At 58.6% G+C, this 20,634-nt stretch carries 17 protein-coding genes; 6 read left to right on the forward strand and 11 right to left on the reverse strand.

The features are described from left to right. Window positions 1-24 precede the first annotated feature (24 nt). The 3 genes from P9255_RS12895 to P9255_RS12905 are packed head-to-tail and all read left to right on the forward strand — an operon-like array spanning window position 25 to window position 2,660. On the forward strand, window positions 25-1,029 hold the full coding sequence (locus tag P9255_RS12895; protein ID WP_309789709.1) for an ABC transporter substrate-binding protein: 1,005 nt from the start codon (window positions 25-27) through the stop codon (window positions 1,027-1,029). 13 nt (window positions 1,030-1,042) lie between these two features. Further along, window positions 1,043-1,816 carry an ABC transporter ATP-binding protein gene (locus P9255_RS12900; RefSeq protein ID WP_309789710.1) on the forward strand — a complete coding sequence of 258 codons (774 nt, stop codon included), beginning with the start codon at window positions 1,043-1,045 and terminating at the stop codon, window positions 1,814-1,816. A 4-nt stretch (window positions 1,817-1,820) separates the two neighbouring features. Then, window positions 1,821-2,660 carry an ABC transporter permease gene (locus P9255_RS12905; RefSeq protein WP_309789711.1) on the forward strand — a complete coding sequence of 280 codons (840 nt, stop codon included), beginning with the start codon at window positions 1,821-1,823 and terminating at the stop codon, window positions 2,658-2,660. A 390-nt stretch (window positions 2,661-3,050) separates the two neighbouring features. Here the strand turns inward: P9255_RS12905 and P9255_RS12910 are convergent, their stop codons facing one another. The 4 genes from P9255_RS12910 to P9255_RS12925 all read right to left on the reverse strand — a co-directional run bounded on the left by P9255_RS12910 (window position 3,051) and on the right by P9255_RS12925 (window position 7,819). Continuing rightward, the gene (locus P9255_RS12910) at window positions 3,051-4,178 is read right to left on the reverse strand and encodes an amidohydrolase family protein (protein ID WP_309789712.1); all 1,128 of its coding nucleotides are present in this window, start codon (window positions 4,176-4,178) and stop codon (window positions 3,051-3,053) included. Continuing rightward, window positions 4,175-5,488: an MFS transporter gene (locus tag P9255_RS12915; RefSeq protein ID WP_309789713.1), complete on the reverse strand. Its 1,314-nt coding sequence runs from the start codon at window positions 5,486-5,488 to the stop codon at window positions 4,175-4,177. The genes P9255_RS12910 and P9255_RS12915 overlap by 4 nt, the downstream gene beginning before the upstream one ends. A gap of 82 nt (window positions 5,489-5,570) precedes the next feature. Further along, the gene (locus P9255_RS12920) at window positions 5,571-6,845 is read right to left on the reverse strand and encodes a CaiB/BaiF CoA-transferase family protein (RefSeq protein ID WP_309789714.1); all 1,275 of its coding nucleotides are present in this window, start codon (window positions 6,843-6,845) and stop codon (window positions 5,571-5,573) included. Further along, entirely contained in the window at window positions 6,842-7,819 is a 978-nt protein-coding gene (locus P9255_RS12925) for a hydroxymethylglutaryl-CoA lyase (RefSeq protein WP_309789716.1), read from the reverse strand. Before P9255_RS12925 ends, P9255_RS12920 begins: the two co-directional genes overlap by 4 nt. A gap of 158 nt (window positions 7,820-7,977) precedes the next feature. On the opposite strand from P9255_RS12925, the gene P9255_RS12930 reads away from it, so the two are divergent. Beyond that, window positions 7,978-8,790: an IclR family transcriptional regulator gene (locus tag P9255_RS12930; RefSeq protein WP_309789717.1), complete on the forward strand. Its 813-nt coding sequence runs from the start codon at window positions 7,978-7,980 to the stop codon at window positions 8,788-8,790. A gap of 333 nt (window positions 8,791-9,123) precedes the next feature. On the opposite strand, the gene P9255_RS12935 is transcribed toward P9255_RS12930, so the two are convergent. Next, window positions 9,124-10,347: an MFS transporter gene (locus P9255_RS12935; RefSeq protein WP_309789718.1), complete on the reverse strand. Its 1,224-nt coding sequence runs from the start codon at window positions 10,345-10,347 to the stop codon at window positions 9,124-9,126. 393 nt (window positions 10,348-10,740) lie between these two features. On the opposite strand from P9255_RS12935, the gene P9255_RS12940 reads away from it, so the two are divergent. Together P9255_RS12940 and P9255_RS12945 are read left to right on the forward strand one after the other, a co-directional pair. After that, a complete protein-coding gene (locus P9255_RS12940) occupies window positions 10,741-11,661 on the forward strand; it encodes a LysR family transcriptional regulator (protein WP_309789719.1) in 921 nt (306 codons plus the stop codon). A gap of 170 nt (window positions 11,662-11,831) precedes the next feature. Further along, the gene (locus tag P9255_RS12945) at window positions 11,832-12,410 is read left to right on the forward strand and encodes a cysteine dioxygenase (protein ID WP_309789720.1); all 579 of its coding nucleotides are present in this window, start codon (window positions 11,832-11,834) and stop codon (window positions 12,408-12,410) included. 279 nt (window positions 12,411-12,689) lie between these two features. On the opposite strand, the gene P9255_RS12950 is transcribed toward P9255_RS12945, so the two are convergent. From P9255_RS12950 to P9255_RS12975, 6 genes are all read right to left on the reverse strand, one after another. Beyond that, complete coding sequence (locus P9255_RS12950; protein ID WP_309789721.1) at window positions 12,690-13,394, reverse strand: SDR family oxidoreductase; 705 nt, start codon at window positions 13,392-13,394, stop codon at window positions 12,690-12,692. Between the two features lie 248 nt (window positions 13,395-13,642). After that, window positions 13,643-14,401 carry an SDR family NAD(P)-dependent oxidoreductase gene (locus P9255_RS12955; protein WP_309789722.1) on the reverse strand — a complete coding sequence of 253 codons (759 nt, stop codon included), beginning with the start codon at window positions 14,399-14,401 and terminating at the stop codon, window positions 13,643-13,645. Between the two features lie 98 nt (window positions 14,402-14,499). Further along, window positions 14,500-15,981 carry an aldehyde dehydrogenase family protein gene (locus P9255_RS12960; RefSeq protein WP_309789723.1) on the reverse strand — a complete coding sequence of 494 codons (1,482 nt, stop codon included), beginning with the start codon at window positions 15,979-15,981 and terminating at the stop codon, window positions 14,500-14,502. 29 nt (window positions 15,982-16,010) lie between these two features. Next, complete coding sequence (locus P9255_RS12965; protein ID WP_309789724.1) at window positions 16,011-17,306, reverse strand: FAD-dependent oxidoreductase; 1,296 nt, start codon at window positions 17,304-17,306, stop codon at window positions 16,011-16,013. A 2-nt stretch (window positions 17,307-17,308) separates the two neighbouring features. Further along, window positions 17,309-18,187 carry a 4-hydroxy-tetrahydrodipicolinate synthase gene (dapA, locus tag P9255_RS12970; protein ID WP_309789725.1) on the reverse strand — a complete coding sequence of 293 codons (879 nt, stop codon included), beginning with the start codon at window positions 18,185-18,187 and terminating at the stop codon, window positions 17,309-17,311. Between the two features lie 877 nt (window positions 18,188-19,064). Continuing rightward, window positions 19,065-20,588, reverse strand: a complete 1,524-nt coding sequence (locus tag P9255_RS12975; RefSeq protein ID WP_309789726.1) for a CoA-acylating methylmalonate-semialdehyde dehydrogenase — start codon at window positions 20,586-20,588, stop codon at window positions 19,065-19,067. Window positions 20,589-20,634 lie beyond the last annotated feature (46 nt).

Below are 20,634 nucleotides of genomic sequence, written 5' to 3' on the forward strand. Positions count from 1 at the left end.
CCCCAAGACAGTGAGGACGTTGGAATGTGTAAATTCGTGTTTGCGCGGATGCGGCGAGCGTTGATAGGCGCACTGGCTGCATCCCTGCTCCTTGGCGGTGAAGCTGCACGCGCAGCCGATCAAAAGCTGATCGTGCGAATGGACTTTTCGGCTTGGGGCATGCATGCCGCCATGCATCTTGCCAAGCAAAAAGGATGGTTCGCGCAAGAGGGGCTCGACGTCGTGATCCAAGACGGCACTGGCACGATCAACACATTGCAACTCCTCGCTGCAGGACAGGTCGATGTGGGACAGGTGCAACTCGGCACGATGGCAGTCGCCAAAGAGCGCGGGCTGAACCTGATCTCGATTGCCGGGTTCGCAAGAAAAGGCGATCTTGCAGTACTTGTCGATGCAAAGCTCCCCTTGAAATCGGCGCGTGAACTCGCAGGCACCAAGCTGGCGTGCTTCACGACAAGTCCTTGGGTACCGTTCATCGATCCTTTCTTCAACGCAAACAAGGTCTCCAAGAGCCAGGCTGACGTGGTCATGGTGTCGCCCTCAGCGATGCTGTCAACCTATGCGTCCGGCAACAGTGATGGCTTCATGGCTCAGGCGCCGTTCGGCGAGCCGATGGTGCAAAAAGTACGTCCAGCCAAGTCCTTCCTGCTGTCCGACAGCGGGTTCGAGTTTCCCAGCTATGGGCTCGTGACCACACCCTCACGGCTGTCTGAGAAGGAAAGCGCAATCAAGAAGCTGGTGCAGATCGAAGTCCGAGCATGGAAGTACATCTACGATGGGCATGAGGCTGAGGCAGTTGCAGCCATTCAAGCGCAGCGCCCGAATGCTCGACTCGACGGAAAAATCCTGACCGATCAGATCAACGCCTACAAACCGTTCTTCGCCAGCCCGACACAACCGGATTTGCCGATCGGCATGCAAGCCGACAGCGACTGGGATGTCGCCATCAAGTCGATGGAAAAGATCGGTGTGATCAAGCCCGGTCACAAGCCGGCCGACTACTACACCAATGCGCTCGTCGCCAACTGAAAACGGAGGGAGCATGTCGGATTTTCTCAGTCTCGGAGAGATCAACAAGGTCTATCGCTCTAAGCGAGACCCCGTATATGCGCTAAAGGACGTCACTCTCGAGATCCCGGAAGGCGAGTTCGTGAGTATTGTTGGACCAAGTGGATGCGGCAAGAGCACATTGCTCAAGTGCGTGGCCGGTCTCGAAACGATCTCCAGCGGCCGCCTCACCTTACAAGGCGATCCGATCGACGGTCCGCCGGCAAATATGGGTATGGTGTTCCAGCGCGACTTGCTGCTCGACTGGCGCACAATTCTGGACAATGTCCTCATTGCCGCGGAGTTTCACGGGCTCGAACGGAAGGCTTTCGAGGAACGAGCCCGGTCGGTCCTGAACTTGTTCGGCCTAAGCGCCTTCGCGAATCGCTTTCCGTGGGAGCTGTCTGGCGGCATGCGTCAGCGAGCGGCAATCTGCCGTGCCCTCCTCGTCGATCCCAAGTTGCTTCTGATGGACGAGCCCTTTGGCGCGCTTGACCCCTTCACGCGCGATGAATTGAACGTAGAACTGCAACGCACGTGGCTCAGCACAGGCAAGACGGTGCTGTTCATCACCCACTCAATCTCCGAAGCCGTCTATCTTGCCGATCGGGTGGTCGTCATGTCGCGCAACCCCGGCGGTGTTGCGGCCGTGATTCCGATTGAACTCGAGCGCCCGCGAGGTCTGGCCATTCGGGAGACTGCAGCGTTCGCCGACTACGTTGCGCAAATCAATCAAATTTTCCGCGATCTCGGCATCTACAAAGGGTGATGCAATGAAACACATTTATAAGCAAGTTGCGCACGGCAAACATGCCTTGATTGCGGCCTTTGTGATCATCGCAGTGTGGGAGATAGCCGTTCGTGCGCTAGGCATCCGCGAGTTCCTCCTGCCCATGCCGAGTCGCATCGTCGAGACGTTCTTGACCCAACCGGCCTACCTTCTTCGCGAGAGTCTCGATACGCTCGTAACCACGCTCGGCGGATTTGCGGCAGCCGTCGTGCTGGGCGTCGCCGCAGCCATCGGCATCGTCTCGTCGAAGCTACTTGAGCGCACACTATATGCGCTTATTGTTGCCCTGAACGCGGTGCCGAAAGTCGCGCTGGCACCGCTGTTCGTAATCTGGATGGGAACAGGGTCTGCTCCGAAAATCACAATCGCGATGCTGATCGCCATCTTCCCGATCCTCATCGATACCGTGCTTGGCCTGAAGTCGATCGACCCCGAAATGCTCAATATGGCGAGAGCAAATCAGGCGCCGCGCAGCCAGGTGCTATGGAAGATCCGCTTCCCGAACGCCTTGCCCAGCATTTTCGCCGGAATGAAGGTGGGCGTCTCATTCGCACTGGTCGGTACAATCGTCGGAGAGTTCGTCGCCGGCGAGGCGGGCCTGGGACACGTGATTCTCGTCGCGCAGGGCAGCTTCGACACTCCGACCGTATTTGTTGCGCTCGTGCTGCTCGGCGTCCTCGGGGTAGTGCTGTTCAAAACGCTCGAGTTCGCGGAAGCGTCCTTGATCCCGTGGCATGCATCGCATCGACACGCGACGTCGGAAAAAAACGCGGCGTCAATGGCCGACCCGCGAACGCTTTCCATCGCGGACGCCAATCAATGAATCAATGAAGTTCTCCTAGAGGTCACGGACGCAACTCGCGCAGAGATTTGCGGCGCGAGCAGGTGGACCACGAAGGTGCGTGCTTCCGAACTGATGAAGCTGCTAGACCCCCTTGTGCCTTAGCGTCGCTTTGCGCCGCTCATCCCTGGAGCTCGTCCCAAGGCGGCAAATCAGGGATTCCCGGTCTAGGAGATGTGCTCACAAGAAGGTGATGTCGTGCGGTGAGCGGAGAACTACAAACACGCCGACTGCGATCGTGCACGCGGATACTTGCCTTGCCCACTGCTGCGGCCACCGACATTTTCCAACGGCTGCTATTTGGCTCGCGCCGTCAGAAGCCACTTCTGACGGCGGGTCACCGAAACGTCGGTTCCGAAAAGATCAGATGCCTTAGGTGAGTCGATATACCTTCTTAGCAGTGCCTTGAAACAACGCTTTTCGCTCCGACGCACTGGCGTGTTCGGTGAGACGCTTGAAGGCGTTCCATCCATTGTTGAATGGATACGATCCATTGTCAACGGGAAAGTTGCTCTCGAACATGCAACGTTCAGCGCCGAACGTTTCGATGCATGTCAGCATCCATGGCTTCCATATCTCTGCCAACTGCACGGAAGACGGAGGACGCTCGCCTTTCTCGAAATTGAAGCCGTTGATGCGCATGCCGAGTCCACCGACTTTCACATAAACATTGGGCAGTTGGGCCAGCTCACGCATCGAGCTCGACCATCTGTCGAACACTTCCTTGCTCTTATCCTCGTAGCTTGCGATGCGTACAATGCCGCCGCAGTGATTGATGATTACCGGAATGTCCGGATTCGACTTGGCCAGATCGAACAGTTCCGGTAACTGCGGGAAGAACAACCACGCGTCGTACGATAGGTGAAGCGGCGCGAGCTGTGCAACGCCCGCGCGGTACTGGGGGTCGAGCAGAAGTCCACGCGGACCGGCGGACAACGGGTTCATTAAGCTCGAGTCAGCATCCCAGGTGACCAGGTGGCGCACACCGCGAAAGCGACCGTCTCCTGCCTCGAGCTCCGCCTCGAACACCTCGCGCACGGCCGCCCCTCGGCGAAGATCCGCATACCCCACCATTGCTTTGGCTACCTGCGGCTTTCCTGCTTGCAACGGCTTGGTCACATTCGCAACGTATTCGACTTCTCCAACCGGATGCAATTCTTCGGGTCCAGTCTTTCGATAGCGCGTCAGTGCCTGCATGTAGACAGACGCCGTTATATTGTGACCTGAGCGCGCGTCTTCGAGATACTCATCAAGCAGATACGTCCAGCCCGGACGCTCGTAGAAGTGATGGTGAGCATCAATGATCGGCAATTCCGGCTCGAGCGCCGCTTCGGTGCCGGACGCAAGCCATTCTGCCCGAACCGGTAGATAGTTGCTGCTTGTGCTCATGGCGTGCTTCTCCTCAGCAAACGCTCGCGTGACACTCAGTGTTGGAACCAGCATCGATGCTGCTGCCGCGCGAAGTAACTGGCGACGCTGTGATGAATGCGCCGTTTTCATGCGTGCTCGCCCTTGTTGAAGGCAAACAGCGAGAGCGTCAGCGCAGTCGTAATCACGAGCACGACCGACAAGCCGAGCAGGCCTGCGGTGAAGGTCCCAAAGCTGTCCTTCAGGTAGCCCACGAGGTACGGGCCGGCGAAGCCGCCAAGTGCGCCAATCGAGTTAATCAGTGCCAGTCCGCCCGCTGCAGCCTGCCCCGAAAGAAATCTTGCAGGCAACGTGTAGAAGATGGTGCGGCCTGCGATGGTGCCGATGAGCGCCAAGGTAATTCCCGTCATCGCAGGAACCAGCTGCTGGAAGTAAGTCGACACGCCAAGCGCGATCGCACCGATGAACAACCCCGCAGCAAGGTTTGCAATGTGCCCGCCTCGGCGGTCCACTCGCTTGGCCCACCACAGAAGGGCGATGGTCGCGAAGAAGTACGGAACCGCCGACACCCAGCCGGTCTGCGTCACGCTCATTCCGTGGGCCTTGAGCATCTGCGGCAGCCAGATACCGATGCCGTAGGAGCCCATCGTGAAGCCGAACGAAATCATCGCGAGGATGTACATGCGAACGTCTTTCAACGCAGCGCCGAAATCCTTCTTCTTTTGACTCGACGAGCCTTCGCGATCGAATGCGGTCTGAAGGGCCTGACGCTCCTCAGGTGAAAGCCACTTGGCGTCCGCCGGCTTGTCGGCGAGCAGCTTCAAGACGAGGAATCCGAGCAAACAGGCGGGCAAGCCCTCGACGATAAACATCCATTTCCATCCCGCCAGGCCGAGTATGCCGTCCATCTTCAGAAGCCACGTGGATAGAGGACCGCCGACAAGCGATGAGAGCGGCGTAGACACAGTGAACCATGCGAGCACCCGGGTGCGGTAGGTGACCGGAAACCAAACTGCCAGAAAGAAAATCACGCCTGGGAAAAAGCCTGCTTCCCCAATCCCGAGCAACAGCCGAATGGCATAGAAGCTGTTCGGCCCTACCGCAAGCGCGGTCGCTGCCGCAAAGAACCCCCAAGTGATCATGATACGAGCGAGCCAGCGTCGTGCGCCGAAGCGGTAAAGAGCGAGATTACTCGGGACTTCGCACAGGCAGTACCCGGCAAACATGATCCCGGCGCCCCACCCGAACTGCGTGGCGCTCAGGCCAAGGTCGCGATTCATGGTCAGCGCCGCGAAGCCAACGCTTGTGCGGTCGAGGTAGTTGAAGAAGTACGCCAGCGCAAGAAGCGGAATAAAGCGCCAGGCCGCCTTCCTCACTGCCTGTTGTTCAAGCGTCGAATCGACGGGGTCTTGCGCCGCCATGTTCGAGGAAATGGATGTCATGTCTTGTCTCCAGGCGAAGCACTAGCCCGCACGCTCCTGTTAGGCTCGTGCCATCGAGTGCTTCTTTGTATGCTTTTGGGCTTCAGGCGCTTGCGAGTTCGTTTGCTGATGGATCAGACGTACCGCCCGGCCGCCCGTCCTGGAACCACACCACCCCCGCATCGAACAGCTGCCTCAGGTCCTCGGATGTGTATCCCAGCTGCTGAAGAAGCGAGCGAGTGTCCTGGCCTAACGAAGGGGGCGCGGCACGCAATGGCGGTCGGTGGCCGTTCAAAGTCAACGGAAGCAATGCCGTCTTGGTCACAACCGGCTGCCCTGCTCCGCTCGCATCCGCCGGCAGCGTGACCTCGGCGAGTCCGCCGGTTGCCAGCAGATGCGGATCGTCGAAAAGCTCCTGGGGCTTTGTAATCGGCGCATACGGCAAACCGCAGCGTTCAAACACCGCGCTGATCTCGGCGGCCGTGAACTGCTCCATGTGTTCGCGCAGCTGAGGCATCAACCAGTCGCGCGCTTGTACGCGCTGGTTGTTCGTGGCGATGCGTTCGTCGGTCTTGAGCGCCTGGAGACCGAACGCATCACAGAACAATGACCACTGCGTGTCTGAGACGACCGCCAGAAAAATCTGCTCGCCGTTCTTGACAGAAAACACGTCATAAACGGCCCACGCGGAGATTCGGCTGGGCATGGGTGCCGCAGCCTTGCCCGTGACAGCAAACTGCATCATGTGCTGCGCGACGAGGAACACGTTGTTCTCGAACAAGGCGCTCTGCACTTCCTGACCGCGGCCGGTGCGCTCCCGTTGTGCGAGCGCCGCCATCGCGCCAATCGCACCGAACATGCCGCCCATGATGTCATTGACGCTCGTTCCGGCGCGCAGGGGCCGCCCTTCAGGCCCGGTCATGTATGCAAGTCCGCCCATCATCTGGACGACCTCGTCGAGCGCAGTCCGATGATCGTAGGGGCCGGGCAGGAAGCCCTTATGGGACACGTAGACTAAGCGCGGGTTGAGCTTAGAGAGCGCGGAATAGCCCAGCCCGAGCTTATCCATCGTGCCGCTCTTGAAGTTTTCGCTAAAGACATCAGCACCGGCAAGCAGTTTGTGCACGATCTCGATACCGCGGGAATCCTTGACATCCACGGCCAAGCTCTTCTTGTTGCGATTGAACGTGCTGAAGAACCCCGCACCTGAGCCGCGAAGGTTTCGTGTGCTATCGCCCGTGATGGGTTCGATCTTGATCACTTCCGCGCCGAGATCGGCCAGGACCATTCCGCATGTCGGCCCCATCACCATGTGCGTCATCTCAATGACCTTCAGGCCGGTGTATGGCAACGATTGATTTGCCTGCACTTCATTCATTGCGCCGCTCCCAATAAACAGCCTTCCGGTTGAGGCGCGCTTGGTGCACGCCCGTCTGCATACGCGAAACCTTTGGGTAACCCTGCGTCCTGCACGTGACCATAAAGTGCCTCGCCTGGCAGAGCCTCAGCGAGAATCGCTCGAGCTGCGATCAGCTTGTCGATGTCAACACCTGTGTCATAGCCCATTGCTTCGAGCAGAAAGGCCAGATCCTCTGTCACGATGTTTCCAGTGGCGCCCGGCGCATAGGGACAGCCGCCCAAGCCGGCCTGGCTGGAATCAATTGTCGTCACCCCGGCGTCGAGCGCGGCGATCACGTTGGCAAGACCTTGACCACGCGTGTTATGAAAGTGCGCCCCGCCGGCCTTCTCTCCGAACTCAGACTTGAGGCGGCGGAACATTCGCCGAACCTGCACCGGGTTCGCGTAGCCGCTGGTGTCAGAGAGGCCGATTTCGTCGACGCCGCTTTCGGCCATCGCCAAGCACATGCTCATGGTTTGGTCGTCGGTGACCGTGCCCGCGATCGTGCAGCCGAACGCGACGGACACACCCGCCTCAATCTGAACATGCGGGAACTGCTCGTTGCGCAAAGCGACGATCTTGCGCACCTCCTCGATCACTTGCTCGGTCGTTTTCCGGATATTGGCCATCGAGTGCTCGTTCGTGACGGAAACGGGCAGCGTCACCTTGTGCACGCCAGCTTCAAACGCGCTCTGTGATCCGCGCAGATTCGGTGCGAGAACGGCGACGTGCAAACCAGGGATTGCCAGCGCGTGTGCCACGACTTCACGAATATCGGCCATCTGCGGCAAGAGCTTGGGTGGAACAAATGACCCGACTTCGATTTCCTTCAATCCGGCTTCTGCAAGCGCGGAAATCCACCGCAACTTGGCCGCCGTCGGCATGACCGTCTTGATGCTCTGCAGGCCATCCCGCGGTCCGACCTCGCTGATTAGCACCGTACTATTCGACATGGATGTGCTCCGTTGTTCTGTCTGACAGACCTTGATTCTGTTGAAGAGAACTATAGATCGATGTCATCGCAACGAAAAGCGGGGTTAACCCCGTTTTTTCAGAACTTGAGTTCTACTGTGTAGAACAGTACGATGGAGGTATTCTAGGGAGAGACGCCATGCCAAAGACAGCCATCACTACCGGGAGCAACGGCCACACGGAAGTTCAAGACTCGAGTGGGGTCGCTGTTCTCGATCGCGCCTTCGCGATACTGGCCGCTTTCGGTCCCAGCGACCACTGCTTGACGCTGACTGAACTGTCACGCCGCACCGATCTGTACAAAAGCACCGTTCTGCGCCTACTGGGAGCGTTGGAACACGGAGGATTCATCCGAAAACTAAACGATGGGCAATATGGAATCGGTCATCAGCCGTTACGTCTTGCGACGCTTTATCAGCGCTCCTTTCAGATAGGCCCAGTCGTCGAGCCGCTGCTCCAGCAGTTGAGCCGAGACATTGGCGAGACCGCATCTTTTTATGTGCGCCAAGGCGATCACCGCCTAGTGCTGTATCGCGTTGAGCCCTCTCGAAGCGTTCGGGTCTCGATTCGTATCGGCGAAGAGTTTGCAATCGATAAAGGCGCTTCCGGCAAAGTACTGCTGGCTTTCACTGAACCGCAGGACCCGCGTTGGGGCGACGTTCGCACGCAACTTTGGGCGGTGTCCCACGGCGAACGCGATCCAGAAACGGCTTCCGCCTCCGTGCCGGTGTTCCACGCAACCGGAGAGCTAGTGGGTGCGCTGACCCTATCGGGACCGAGAGGACGATTTCAGGATGCGCTTACTACCCACGCTGCGGTGGCACTTTTGCTTGAAAGTGCAAAGCGCGCAACAATCGGTCTTGGCGGCAACGGTTCGAGATACGATGCCAGCCTCGCCGCACTGCAGCGCGTCAAGGAAGCGAAGGAAGCGTCAGTTATGCGCACCAAATAATTCTGTTTTGCGACCATCTGATTGGTCCAGTGAGATTGCTGTCGGCCGGTGCAACAAGGCCGCGGAAGTGCTCGCCGCATTGGCGTCGCTCATTGCGCTGAAGTGGTGTCGCGCGAATCGCAGGCCGTGCCTTAACCGGCACGCTCTACTCCGGCGGCCGCCGCCTGTGTCCAGCACCGGGACTGACTGCCGTGCAGCGCAATGCAATGCAATGCAATGCGCGGATTTTACGAATGACAACGCTCACGCAACCTGGGGCGCGAGATCAGGGCCCCCTGCAAGCGGCTCGCACTGACCCCATTTCTTCCGCAGGCTCATGCTGCCGCGCGCCAATTAGCGAGTCTCATAGCGCTGGCGCATCGGCCTGGAACACTGCGCACGTCGACTGATCTTTCGCAAAACGACGGCGGCGAGGTAAGCGGTAAAACCGCCGGCAGCCAGTGACGCATAAGCCCAACTCCAAGCATGCGTCCAATCAAGTGTCGCCCCGAACGCCACTGGCGCGAGCGCTCCCGCGCCGAAGCCAAGAAGCGACCTGATTCCCATGACCCGACCAAGGTACGCCGGCGGCACTTCATCAGTCATGGCCGCAGACAACACGCCCGAATCCGCAAGGATGAAGAAGCTACCAATGGCCACGAACACGATCACCCAGCCGGTTCCCCACTGCGCCGACCAACCGATCAGCATGGAGCAGGTAGCACCGATGGCACCGACATACATCAGCACGCGTGACCGGCCCCATCGGTCTGACAAGGCGCCAACGACACTGGTGGCGATCATGCCCGACAGGTGCACCGCGCCACCCACAATCAAGCTGCTGCTCATTGCGCTAAGGCTCAATGGTGTAAGCACGGTCGCTAATAACGTTGGGGTCCATGCCCAGTTCCCGAGCAGCTCCCAACAATGGGCAATGTAACCAGCCAGAAGACAAAGCGACGTCGGACCAAAAACGCTGCGCCATCGCATTGGCTCGTCAGACACCGCCGCCTCGCGCTTATGTCGTCGGTTTTCCACGCCTTGAAGACTAAATTGGCCGACCATCGTCCCAGTCAGAGCGCCCATGGCGCAAACCGTAAAGGCTGCGGTCGGGCCCCAGGAGCTGGCGACCCACATCGAGAACGTGACTGAAAGCAGATAGCCAAGGGAGCCGGCCGCCAGCATCTGCCCCATCGCACGTCCCCTTTGCGCCGGTAAACTCAACTCTGCGACGAGCAGCAGCGCCGGCGTATAAGCGCCGCCCTGGGTGAGTCCCACGAAGACAATTAGCACCGCGGCGCTAGTCGGGGAGCGCGCGAAAAGCGCAAGGGCAATCAGGGCTACAGCCCCTGCCCACGAACAGACGAGATACATGCGCTTGGCGCCAAGGCTATCGGAAAGCCAGGCCGCCACCAACAGTGCGATTGCGTTGGACAGGTTAAAAGCGGTTTGGATCGCTCCGGCGGTCGTCGCGTCCATATGCCAGTCAGCGCGCAGGACGGGTAACGCGCCGGCAAATGCCATCGTGCCCATGCAGGTACCGGCGCGGCCGACGCATAAGAGCAATTGGCGATTCATATTTGCCTCAGGGGTCGCGCCTCCCGGTCCTGAAAGCGCACGATGCGGAAAAATCAAGTGAGAATGGGCAACGAGGCAGCAGCCATATGTGCCTACAGGCTGGCATCACTTGCATGTTTGATCAGCGTCGGTCTTGAACATGCGATCGCGGATGTGCAGCAGAAAGAATTAACGAAGGCTGACCGCAGTGCCCTGGCGCGGATCGCGTGCCGCATCAACTTCCATCATGAACCTGCCGCGTCCGCTACGCTTCGCATACACGATCAGGTTTATCGTACTTCTGCAGCGTATTCATAAACAATTGAATTTTTTTTCAATACGACGGGACGCGCCAACGACTTTGATTGCCGCGCTCATTGTCATTGATCCGAACCGGCAGCGAGGAGATATTTGATGGGGCATCGACCTGACACCACGACACCTACACTTCGACAGCTTCAGCTTTTGTTAGCGCTCACGTCCTCGGACGGCATTGCGAGTGCGGGCGCCCAGCTTGGCATGTCACCGTCGGCGACGAGTCACGCACTGCGCGCGCTGGAAAACGCTCTGGGAACCGAGTTGATTGATCGCAACGCATCGCAGATCTCCCTTACCTATACCGCCGAGCAGGTGCTTCCTCATGTCCGCGACGTCTTCGCTTCGCTCCAACTCGTCCAGGCCACTGCCCTGGCTGGTGCAGAACTGAAGTCAGGTCTCCTACGACTGGGATCGTTCGGCGCCAGTGCGACGATCCGGGTTCTGCCTCCGCTGATCGAGCGATTCAAGGCCCGTTACCCGGGCGTTGACATCGTGGTCACGGAAAAGCCGGACGAGCTGACGTCGCGGGACCTAACGGAGCGTCGTCTTGAACTTGCGGCGGTCACCCTGCCTAAGACGGATTTTGACGCGCAGAAGCTCGCCGTCGACGAACTCGTCGCGGTGCTGCCTTCCGGACATCCACTTGCGGCATTTGAAACCGTTCCTCTTAAGGAGATGACGACCGACCCATTTATCCTCACGCGAGCCGGCTCACAGGCTCTTGTCGAAAAGCTTTTCTCAAGACACGGACTGCGTCCAAAGGTGATGTACGAGCTTGTGCAACTGATGTCCATTCTGGAGCTCGTCGCATGCGGAAAAGGGATCTCAGTTCTTGCCAAGCTTGCGCTGCCAGAGCGCTATCCAGGTACGGTCTTTCGCCCGCTGAGCCCAAGCACGTCTCGACGCATAGGATTGGTGTGCCTCAACCAGACCCGCCTCTCGCCGGCGGCTCAAGCATTTTGGCGGGAGGCGCGCCGCTATAACAGTGAATCTGAGGGACCGTTGATATCAACTTGATCACACTCACCCGTTGTCGCCGGCGTGTAGCGACTGCAGACGACTTGAAGCAAAATTCAATTGTTCATGAACCGGGTTCCATCGAAAATCAATACGGAGTTAAGGTTCGCCAGGGAGCTTGGCCAAGAGTGCGGACCGGCAACAACCGACAATCCTTCAGGAGACAAGTAATGCGCATTCCGGCTCAACGCTTTGCACATTTCGTACGGGACTTTACGCAACTCGTTGACTGCTGTGAGGATGACGAAGCGCAACTGCTAGCGAGAGGGCGCGATCTGCTTGCCGAGATTGTATGTCGCGATGACTGGCTTCCCGAAGCCTACGCCCAGCCGAATCCGCAACACTACCAACAATACCTGCTACATGCCGACCCGGCCGACCGCTTTTCGGTCGTCAGCTTCGTTTGGGGACCCGGCCAAAAGACACCCATTCATAATCACACGGTATGGGCGCTCATCGGAATGCTCAGCGGTGGCGAGCGTGCGGAATGCTTTGGAGTTGGCGACCCGGGGCAGCCTATGCGCTCACTTGGCGTTGATCACCTGACACCCGGTACAGTTGAAACTATTTCGCCCCGCACGGGCGACGTTCACAGGGTCTCTAATGCCTATGATGATCGCGTTTCCATCAGTATTCACGTCTACGGCGGCAACATTGGACGGATTGCGCGGCACGTGTTTGACGAAGAGACGAGCATGCGCAAGCGCTTTATTTCTGGATACTCCAACGAGGCCGAGATTGCCGCGTAGGTGGGCACAACGCGGCGTTATATTCTTGGCCTGCCGATGTACGGAATAGAATCCTGATGTTCGCATCACGAATCCGTGAATGTAATACTTTCGACGCAAGTGCTAAAGAAGTAAGGACCGCAGATCATGGCCATCGCAGCAATGCTGCTTCGTTCGCCTTGCCGCGAACGTAGAAGCGATGCCGCTAGGCTATCGGCTCGACCCCTCTGACGAAACAGTTTCCGAGCGCGTTGATCAACACCGTCATCAACTGGTCAATCGTCTACCCCGGGCTTCGAGCTAGATTGACCTGGTAAGCCCGCCATCGACTCGGATGTTCTGCCCGGTGATGTACGCGGCGCCGTCTGAGGCGAGAAACGCGACGGTAGCAGCGATCTCTTCGCTGGTGCCATACCGCTGAAGAGGCACACTCTGACGACGTTCTTCCGTGGCGGCAAGACTGTCAATCCATCCGGGGAGCACATTGTTCATCCGGATATTTTGGGCCGCGTGACTATCGGCAAACAGTTTTGTGAACGCAGCGAGACCAGCTCGGGCAACCGCCGATGTCGGGAACATGGCTGCTGGTTCGAACGCCCACGCAGTCGAGATGTTGATGATTGCGCCGGCCCGCTGCTTCTGCATGTGCGGTACGACCAGGCGCGTCGGGCGCACGACATTAAGAAAGTACGTATCAATGCCCTGATGCCATTGTTCGTCGGTCAGCTCAAGCAAAGGGGCACGGGGGCCGTGCCCAGCGCTGTTCACGAGAACGTCGATTCGGCCCCATCGGTCGATGGCGAGGTCGACAAGTTTGCCGATATCGTCGTTCGACTGGTTCGAACCCGTCACGCCGATACCGCCAAGCTCACCGGCCAATGCTTCCCCTTTACCCGAGGACGACAGCACACCGACCCTATACCCATCGGCGCTCAAACGTCGCGCGACCGCAGCGCCCATGCCCGAGCCGCCCGCCGTTACCAATGCAACTTTTCCGTCTGCCATCTCAATTCCTCAATTTCCGGGTCAAAGACCGCCGAGTTGCTGTATCAGGCCGGTAGGAATTCAGAACGAGTTCGCGCCTGCGAACGACACTCGTCTCTCTCACCTACGTCATACGCCAATTCGCGATATGTCGAGACTCGGTCGACTTTGCTGATTCCGACGCAAGGAAGCTCGCAGCAAGACGTTACCGGGGCCGGATGGCATGAAACGTCCGCTCAGCGAAGCTGTCAAATCTCCAGCGAGGGCGCCTACCGAATATAGCTCCCGCCGTTCACGTCGAGCGTGGCACCATTAAGCGACTTCTGCGACGGTCGAAGGACGAAAGAAACCAGCTCAGCCACCTCCGACGGGGCTGCCATTTTCCCAATCGGGATATCCGCAACCGCAGCAGATATGCCGTGGGTGGCCACGTAGTCCTCGGCCATATCAGTGAGCACCCAGCCGGGCGCTATATTCACCGCAGTCACGCCCTCTGCGCCGTATGAACGAGCGATCGACTTGGTCAGGTTCGCAAGCGCTGCCTTGGACGCTCCGTAAGGCATAGCATTCGCAGCGTAGCCGCGCTGGGCCGCACGACTCGCCATATTGACGATGCGACCGCCGCCGTTTTCCTTGAAATGCTTGATCGCTTCCCGACACAGGTCCGCCGCCGCGAACAGATTTACCTGAAATTCTTTCAGCCACGCCAAGCGCCACTCTTCCGGGCTCGCGTCGATGGTGATTTCTGTGCGAATACCTGCATTGTTGACGAGGCCGTGGATGCGCCCCTCTGCCTGAATTGCCCTGCTCCACAGCTCCAATGCGCTGCCTGGAGAGGACAACTCGCACCGGAGAACCGAGCCTCTACCGTCGATCCGCTTGAGCAGCGCTTCGGCTTTGGCTATGTCTCGATTGTAATGAATGATAGGCCGGGCGCCGTCGGCCGCAAGCTGCGTGACAATCGAAGCGCCGAGGCCTCCTGTTGCACCGGTGACGAGGACGGTCTGACCGTCAAGCGGCTTTTCCAAGCTAATCTCCTAATTGACTCAGGGCAACGCAGCCGGACATTGAACGACCCTAGGGCGCTCTAGGGCCACCATTGACGATCGGAAAACGCTTCTCGTGGTCAATCGTTCCTGATGTACCAACCCCAAGGCTCGTCGCTGACAAACTTGGTCACCTGCTTGGTCTCGAGATAGTTGTCGAGCCCCCAGCGACCGAGCTCACGGCCGATGCCGGATTGCTTATAGCCGCCCCATGGCGCTTCAGTGAAAGTCGGTTGCGAACAGTTGATCCAGACGATGCCTGCTCGGAAGGCGGCGGCAACGCGTTCTGCACGCGCATCGTTTTTCGACATCACCGCCGCGGCGAGGCCAAAGCGCGAATCATTGGCGAGTTCTACGGCCTCCTGTTCAGTCTCGAAAGGACGCACGCAGACAACGGGCCCAAAAATCTCCTCGACCCACGCATCGCTGTGAAGCGGTACATCGGTCAGGATGGTCGGACGCAGGTAATAGCCCTTGTCAAAGCCTTCCGGGCGGGTGCCGCCGGCCGCGATCGTCGCACCTGCCGCCTTCGCGGCTTCGATGGCCGCCACAACTTGCTCATGTTGCCTTTTTGATACGAGCGGCCCCAGAAGAACCCCGTCGTCGAGACCATTGCCAACCTTGATACGGTTGGTTTCTTCAATCAATCGTGCAAGCAGCGCGTCGTAAATACGCTTCTGTACCAAAACGCGTGAGGTGGCCGAACATACCTGTCCTTGGTTCCAGAAAATGCCAAACATAATCCATTCGACAGCCTGTTCGATATCCGCGTCGTCGAAAACAACGAACGGCGACTTGCCGCCGAGCTCCAGGCTTACCCTTTTGATGTCTCGTGCTGCGGCCGCCATGATCTGTGAACCAATCGGACCCGAGCCGGTGAAGGCCAGTTTGTCCACGCCCTTGTGGTCGATGATGGCCTGACCGGCAACGGAGCCCGAGCCCGTGAGCACATTGAGCACGCCAGCAGGAAGCTCGGCTTCATGGGCGATTGCGGCCAATTCCAACGCCGTGAGCGACGTGACTTCCGCTGGCTTCAGAACGACGGTGCAGCCTGCTGCGAGTGCAGGTGCGACCTTCCATGCCGCCATCAGCAAAGGGTAATTCCATGGAATGATCGCGCCCGCGACGCCGATGGGTTCCTTCACTGCCTTCGAAGTGAATCGCCCGTCGGACAGCTGAATCTTTTCTTCCGGGTTGTTGTCCAGCTCTTCCGCGAGACCCGCGTAGTACTCAAAGCACCCGGCAGCATCACCTACATCCCACATTGCTTCGGGGAACGGCTTCCCATTGTCAATGGTTTCCAGGCGCGAAATCGCTTCCTGGCGGTTGCGAATACCTTTCGCGATCGCGCGAAGGTACTTGGCGCGCTGCGCGCCACTGAGCTTGGGCCAGCCATCCTGATCGAACGCTCGACGTGCCGCCTTGACCGCGATGTCTACGTCTTCGGCGGACGCTGCGCTAATGGTCTGAATGACTTCTTCCGTGGCCGGATTGATTACGTTGCGCGTCTCGCCGCTAATGGGCTTTGACCACTTACCATCGATGTAGAGTTCGTTTCGCATGCTGTCTGCTTCCCAAGTGTTTGAATCAGTTAGAACCGGTCAACCCGATAGGGACTCATATCGACGGGGGGCTTCACGCCAGTAATCAGATCGGCCATCAATCGTCCTGTGGTCGCGCCATACGTGAGTCCGAGGTGGCCGTGCCCAGTAGCGTAGAAGACGTTGCGTCGTTTAGCCGACCGGCCCATCACCGGGACCGTATCCGGAAGTGCGGGTCGATGACCCATCCACTCAGTTGTTTGTTCGGCCCTGAGCTCAGGGATTGCCTCCTTGGCACGCTTCACCAGAACCTTGGCACGCCGGTAGTCCGGAGGCGCATCAAGCCCTGCCATCTCCACCGTGCCGCCAACGCGGATGCCGCCCCCGGTGGGCGTGACCATGAACGCCTTGGCCGGCCAGATGATTGAGTGCTTCATCGAGATGCCCGGCGCCATGATTTGGGTGTGATAGCCTCGCTCAGTTTCCAGCGGAATATGCTCATCGAGGAGTGCGGAGAGGCGCGCGGTGAAAGCGCCTGCAGCAACCACGACCTGACTCGCCTCAAGTCGACGACCGTCTTTGAGTCTCACCGCAGAGATTGCGTCTTCGGCGTGCTCAAAGCCACCTACCTCGCCTTGTTCGATTCGCCCCCCAAGCGCACGGAATCGCTCCGAAAGCGCTACGACAAGCCTGTACGGATCCGCAATAGACCGGTTATCGGGAAAGAGTACGGCCTTGCCAATCTTGTGCGTGAGCGCGGGCTCTAGCTCCCGAAGGACACTTCCATCCAATACCTGATGTCGGAAGCCAAAGCGCTCAAGGATTTCGATATGTTCGCGGTCCGCGCGGAACTCAGCCTCGTCGGTATACAGACTGAGGCAGCCTTCTTTGCTCAGCATGTGCTCGAGGCTGGTCTCCTTGAGTAGAGCGTTCAGATCTTCGTAGACGCGTTCGCGAAGAACTGCGCCAGCGGATTCCAGCTCGCGCAGCTTTGAAGGGCGGCTGGCAGATAGGAAGCGCAAGAACCAGGGCGTGAGCTTCGGCATGTAGCCGGGTCGAATCCGTACGGGACCTTCCGGGTCCAGCATCCATTTAGGCATTTGCGCCCAAACCCCCGGACGCGACGCCGGCATGAATTCTGTCACTGCGATACTGGCCATGTTGCCGAACGACGCCCCTGTCCCTGGAGTGTCCCTGTCGACAAGAAGGACCGTTTGGCCGCGCAGCTGCAGGTCGTACGCGATGGTCGTGCCAATGATTCCAGCGCCGATGACAACGATAGGTGCCACAAATGCTCCCGCGAACGCATCGAAATGGCTGGAGCCGGTGCTCCAGCCGCCCGTCACCCTTACCAGTTCAGGATGGGTTCCATCGCTGCTCGGAAGGCCTTCTTTTCTTCGTCCGTCAGTTCGCCAAGCGGTGCACGGGCTTTGCCAACGGGTGTGCCTTGCAGTTCGCAGCCGTATTTGATTTTCTGAACAAACTTGCCGCTTTCAAGAATGTTCATCGCGCGGTAGAGCGTTGCCATCATCTCGCGCGCTTTCTCCAACTCACCGGAGCGGAAAGTACGGTCAAGATCGCAGCACGCCTTTGCCATGCAGTTGGCCGGACCGCAAATCCACGTGTCAGCGCCCCAGAACATGAAGTCAAGCGCGACGTCATCCGAACCCGAGACGAGCGCGATGCGGCCTTTGTAGCGGGAGTAGATATCGATGGCGCGCTGAAGTACGCCGGAACTTTCCTTGATGCCAACGACGCGCGGATCGTCAGCGAGCGCATCCATCAACTCGAACGAAATTTCGATGCCATCCTTGGGCGGATAGTTATACAGGATAAGGTTGACGCCGGTTTGGTCGAGCACCGCACGGTAATGCGCGAGGAGTTCGTCCTGCGTCGGACGCGTGTAAAACGGGGTTGCTAGCAAGACCGTGTCGTAGCCGATTTCCTTGGCTTTGGCAGTGTTCTCGATAACTTCACGGGTCGCCGGCGCGTTGGTGCCGGCAATCAGGACCTCATTATCGTTGGCGAAGTCTTTCACGAATCGGAGCACATCTTCGCGCTCTTCGTTCGACATAGAAAAGTATTCGCCTGTAGAGCCCAACGGTACCCAACCCGTCACTCCCGCAGCACGGAGGTTGAGCATGTGCTTCTCAAGCGCTTTGAAATCGACCTTGTTGTTCGCGTCAAACGGCGTTACCAATGCGGGCATCACACCAGACAATTTCATTCCATTCTCCATCAAGAGTAGTCAGCATTTCCGACGTTCAATACATCTCCAACGCTCGTCCAGTTAGTAGGCCTATATAACAGAGACGGGCGACTCGCCTTCTTCGCGTTGAGCCTACTTGTTGACCTGCCGTAGCCTGCCGCTTTCCACGATTGCCAACGCGGCCGACGACTGTAGTGCTGCGCCGAGGCCAGATATTCAATTGCCGGTCAATCTCACAACCGCGCCGCGTGCAGCATCGGGGGACTCGTAGCATTATACTGCCCGGCATGTATCAATGTGTGCAGCGATGTATGCAGTCTAGAAAAGGCGCGCTTCCCTGTCAACTTGGCGATTGCCCTAACCCTAGAAGTTTTGGCTAGCTTGGTGGTGACCGTGTCTCTAGTCGGCGACAGACACTGTGACGATGCAGGCGCTTGGAGGCATGGTGCCGGGGCCCGTTACGCTCGCCACAGTGCCGTCTGCATTGTTTCAACGGTACAAAGGGGATCAAAGGATGGGCGCACACGGCCGCACCGGCTCTGGCATACCAGCAAGCTCAGCGCGGCAATAGGAAACGGGGAGACCAGCAAGTGACAGCACTGTTGCTCAATGCGACCTGCAGAATCGCTCGACCGTGCGAGGGGCACCTCCGGCCTAGACGACGAGTTCGCTGCAGCAGCGCCGGCGACGACTCTTTGCGATATCGGCGGATCGCGTCGAGGAAGCAGCCTACTCATCCGATGCGTAGCCCGTCTCTCCCGGGGATGAAGTCGAGAGTCAACCGCATAAAATGATGGCCGGTACCCGACTAGAGCACCGGCCGCAAGTACTCGGCCTCTCCCCCTAGTGCAGTAAATCCACCGTCAGGAGAGTCGGCACAGGCGAATCACGAAGTTCACTTCGCGACTGGCATCGTGAATTCAGCGCCTTTACTAATACTGTCGGGCCAGCGTTGCATCACGCTCTTGTAGCGCGTATAGAAGCGGATGCCTTCTTCACCGTACGCGTGGTGGTCGCCGAAGAGCGACTTTTTCCAGCCACCGAACGAGTGCCACGCCATCGGAACCGGGATCGGTACGTTGACGCCGACCATACCCACCTTGATTTGTCGCGTGAAAGCGCGAGCGACACCACCATCCGCGGTGTACAGCGCAACGCCGTTGCCGAACTCGTGCGAGTTGATGAGATTGACGGCGCTTGCGAAGTCCGGTACTCGGACGACGGCCAGAACAGGCCCGAAAATCTCTTCCTTGTAAATCTTCATGTCTACGCTAACATCGTCGAACAGCGTGCCGCCGATGAAGAACCCTTCCTGTGCCGTAACAGGATGGGCACGACCGTCGACGATGAGTTTCGCGCCCTCCGCTTGACCGGACTCGATGTAGCCCGAGACCTTCGCCTTGTGCTCCGCCGTTACAAGCGGGCCCATCTCAGCGTCAAGGTTTTCGCCGTTCTTGATGACCAGCGACTTCACCCGAGGAATCAGTTTTTCGATGAGCTGGTCACCGGTATTACCCACCGCGACCGCCACCGAGATTGCCATGCAACGCTCGCCCGCCGAGCCGTACGCCGCACCGATGAGCGCATCAACCGCGTGATCCAGGTCGGCGTCAGGCATGACCACGAGGTGATTCTTGGCGCCGCCGAGAGCCTGTACACGCTTGCCACGCTTCGAGGCTTCAGTATGGATGTACTCAGCGATCGGCGTGGAACCGACAAACGAGATTGCAGAGACTTCCGGATGTTCGATAAGTGCGTCCACTGCGACCTTGTCCCCGTTCACCACGTTGAAGACGCCGTCCGGCAAGCCTGCCTCTTTCAGCAGTTCTGCCAGGCGCAGTGACGCCGAAGGGTCACGCTCCGACGGCTTCAGAATGAATGTATTGCCGCAGGCAAGCGCCACGGGGAACATCCACATCGGAACCATGACCGGGAAATTGAACGGCGTGATGCCAGCAACGACCCCCAGCGGCTGACGCAGGTTCCAGTTATCGATGCCGCCACCAATTTGGTCAGTGAAGTCGGTCTTGAGCAGGTTTGGGATACCGCAAGCGAATTCCACGATCTCAATGCCGCGAACCACTTCGCCCTGTGCATCGGTGAACACCTTGCCGTGCTCGCGGGTGATAAGCATGGCGAGTTCGTCATGATGCTGATTCATCAGTTCTTTAAACTTGAACAGAATCCGAGCGCGTTTGAGCGGCGCCATTTCGCTCCAGCTCGGGAACGCTGCAGCGGCTGCCTGCACCGCGCGGTCAACTTCTTCGACCGAGGCCATGGCCACCGCACCGATGACTTCGCCCGTGGCCGGATTGAACACGTCCTTAAATTGGTCGTTAGACGGGGCGACGATTCGCCCATTGATGAAGTGGCTGACCTGCTTGACAGCAAGGTTACCCTTTTCGCTTGCAACGTTCATTTGTAACTCCAATATATATGCCCGGCCAAAACCGGCGGGTGATTTC

Source organism: Caballeronia sp. LZ019 (assembly GCF_031450825.1).
In the GTDB taxonomy this organism is placed as follows: domain Bacteria; phylum Pseudomonadota; class Gammaproteobacteria; order Burkholderiales; family Burkholderiaceae; genus Caballeronia.

What these genes read in the sequence shown, in the direction of transcription:
- dapA (WP_309789725.1), bottom strand. Translation starts at nt 18,187, where the DNA reads ATGAAATTGTCTGGTGTGATGCCCGCATTGGTAACGCCGTTTGACGCG.
- P9255_RS12895 (WP_309789709.1), top strand. Translation starts at nt 25, where the DNA reads ATGTGTAAATTCGTGTTTGCGCGGATGCGGCGAGCGTTGATAGGCGCA.
- P9255_RS12925 (WP_309789716.1), bottom strand. Translation starts at nt 7,819, where the DNA reads ATGTCGAATAGTACGGTGCTAATCAGCGAGGTCGGACCGCGGGATGGC.
- P9255_RS12905 (WP_309789711.1), top strand. Translation starts at nt 1,821, where the DNA reads ATGAAACACATTTATAAGCAAGTTGCGCACGGCAAACATGCCTTGATT.
- P9255_RS12960 (WP_309789723.1), bottom strand. Translation starts at nt 15,981, where the DNA reads ATGCGAAACGAACTCTACATCGATGGTAAGTGGTCAAAGCCCATTAGC.
- P9255_RS12920 (WP_309789714.1), bottom strand. Translation starts at nt 6,845, where the DNA reads ATGAATGAAGTGCAGGCAAATCAATCGTTGCCATACACCGGCCTGAAG.
- P9255_RS12950 (WP_309789721.1), bottom strand. Translation starts at nt 13,394, where the DNA reads ATGGCAGACGGAAAAGTTGCATTGGTAACGGCGGGCGGCTCGGGCATG.
- P9255_RS12935 (WP_309789718.1), bottom strand. Translation starts at nt 10,347, where the DNA reads ATGAATCGCCAATTGCTCTTATGCGTCGGCCGCGCCGGTACCTGCATG.
- P9255_RS12940 (WP_309789719.1), top strand. Translation starts at nt 10,741, where the DNA reads ATGGGGCATCGACCTGACACCACGACACCTACACTTCGACAGCTTCAG.
- P9255_RS12910 (WP_309789712.1), bottom strand. Translation starts at nt 4,178, where the DNA reads ATGAAAACGGCGCATTCATCACAGCGTCGCCAGTTACTTCGCGCGGCA.
- P9255_RS12915 (WP_309789713.1), bottom strand. Translation starts at nt 5,488, where the DNA reads ATGACATCCATTTCCTCGAACATGGCGGCGCAAGACCCCGTCGATTCG.
- P9255_RS12945 (WP_309789720.1), top strand. Translation starts at nt 11,832, where the DNA reads ATGCGCATTCCGGCTCAACGCTTTGCACATTTCGTACGGGACTTTACG.
- P9255_RS12900 (WP_309789710.1), top strand. Translation starts at nt 1,043, where the DNA reads ATGTCGGATTTTCTCAGTCTCGGAGAGATCAACAAGGTCTATCGCTCT.
- P9255_RS12930 (WP_309789717.1), top strand. Translation starts at nt 7,978, where the DNA reads ATGCCAAAGACAGCCATCACTACCGGGAGCAACGGCCACACGGAAGTT.
- P9255_RS12975 (WP_309789726.1), bottom strand. Translation starts at nt 20,588, where the DNA reads ATGAACGTTGCAAGCGAAAAGGGTAACCTTGCTGTCAAGCAGGTCAGC.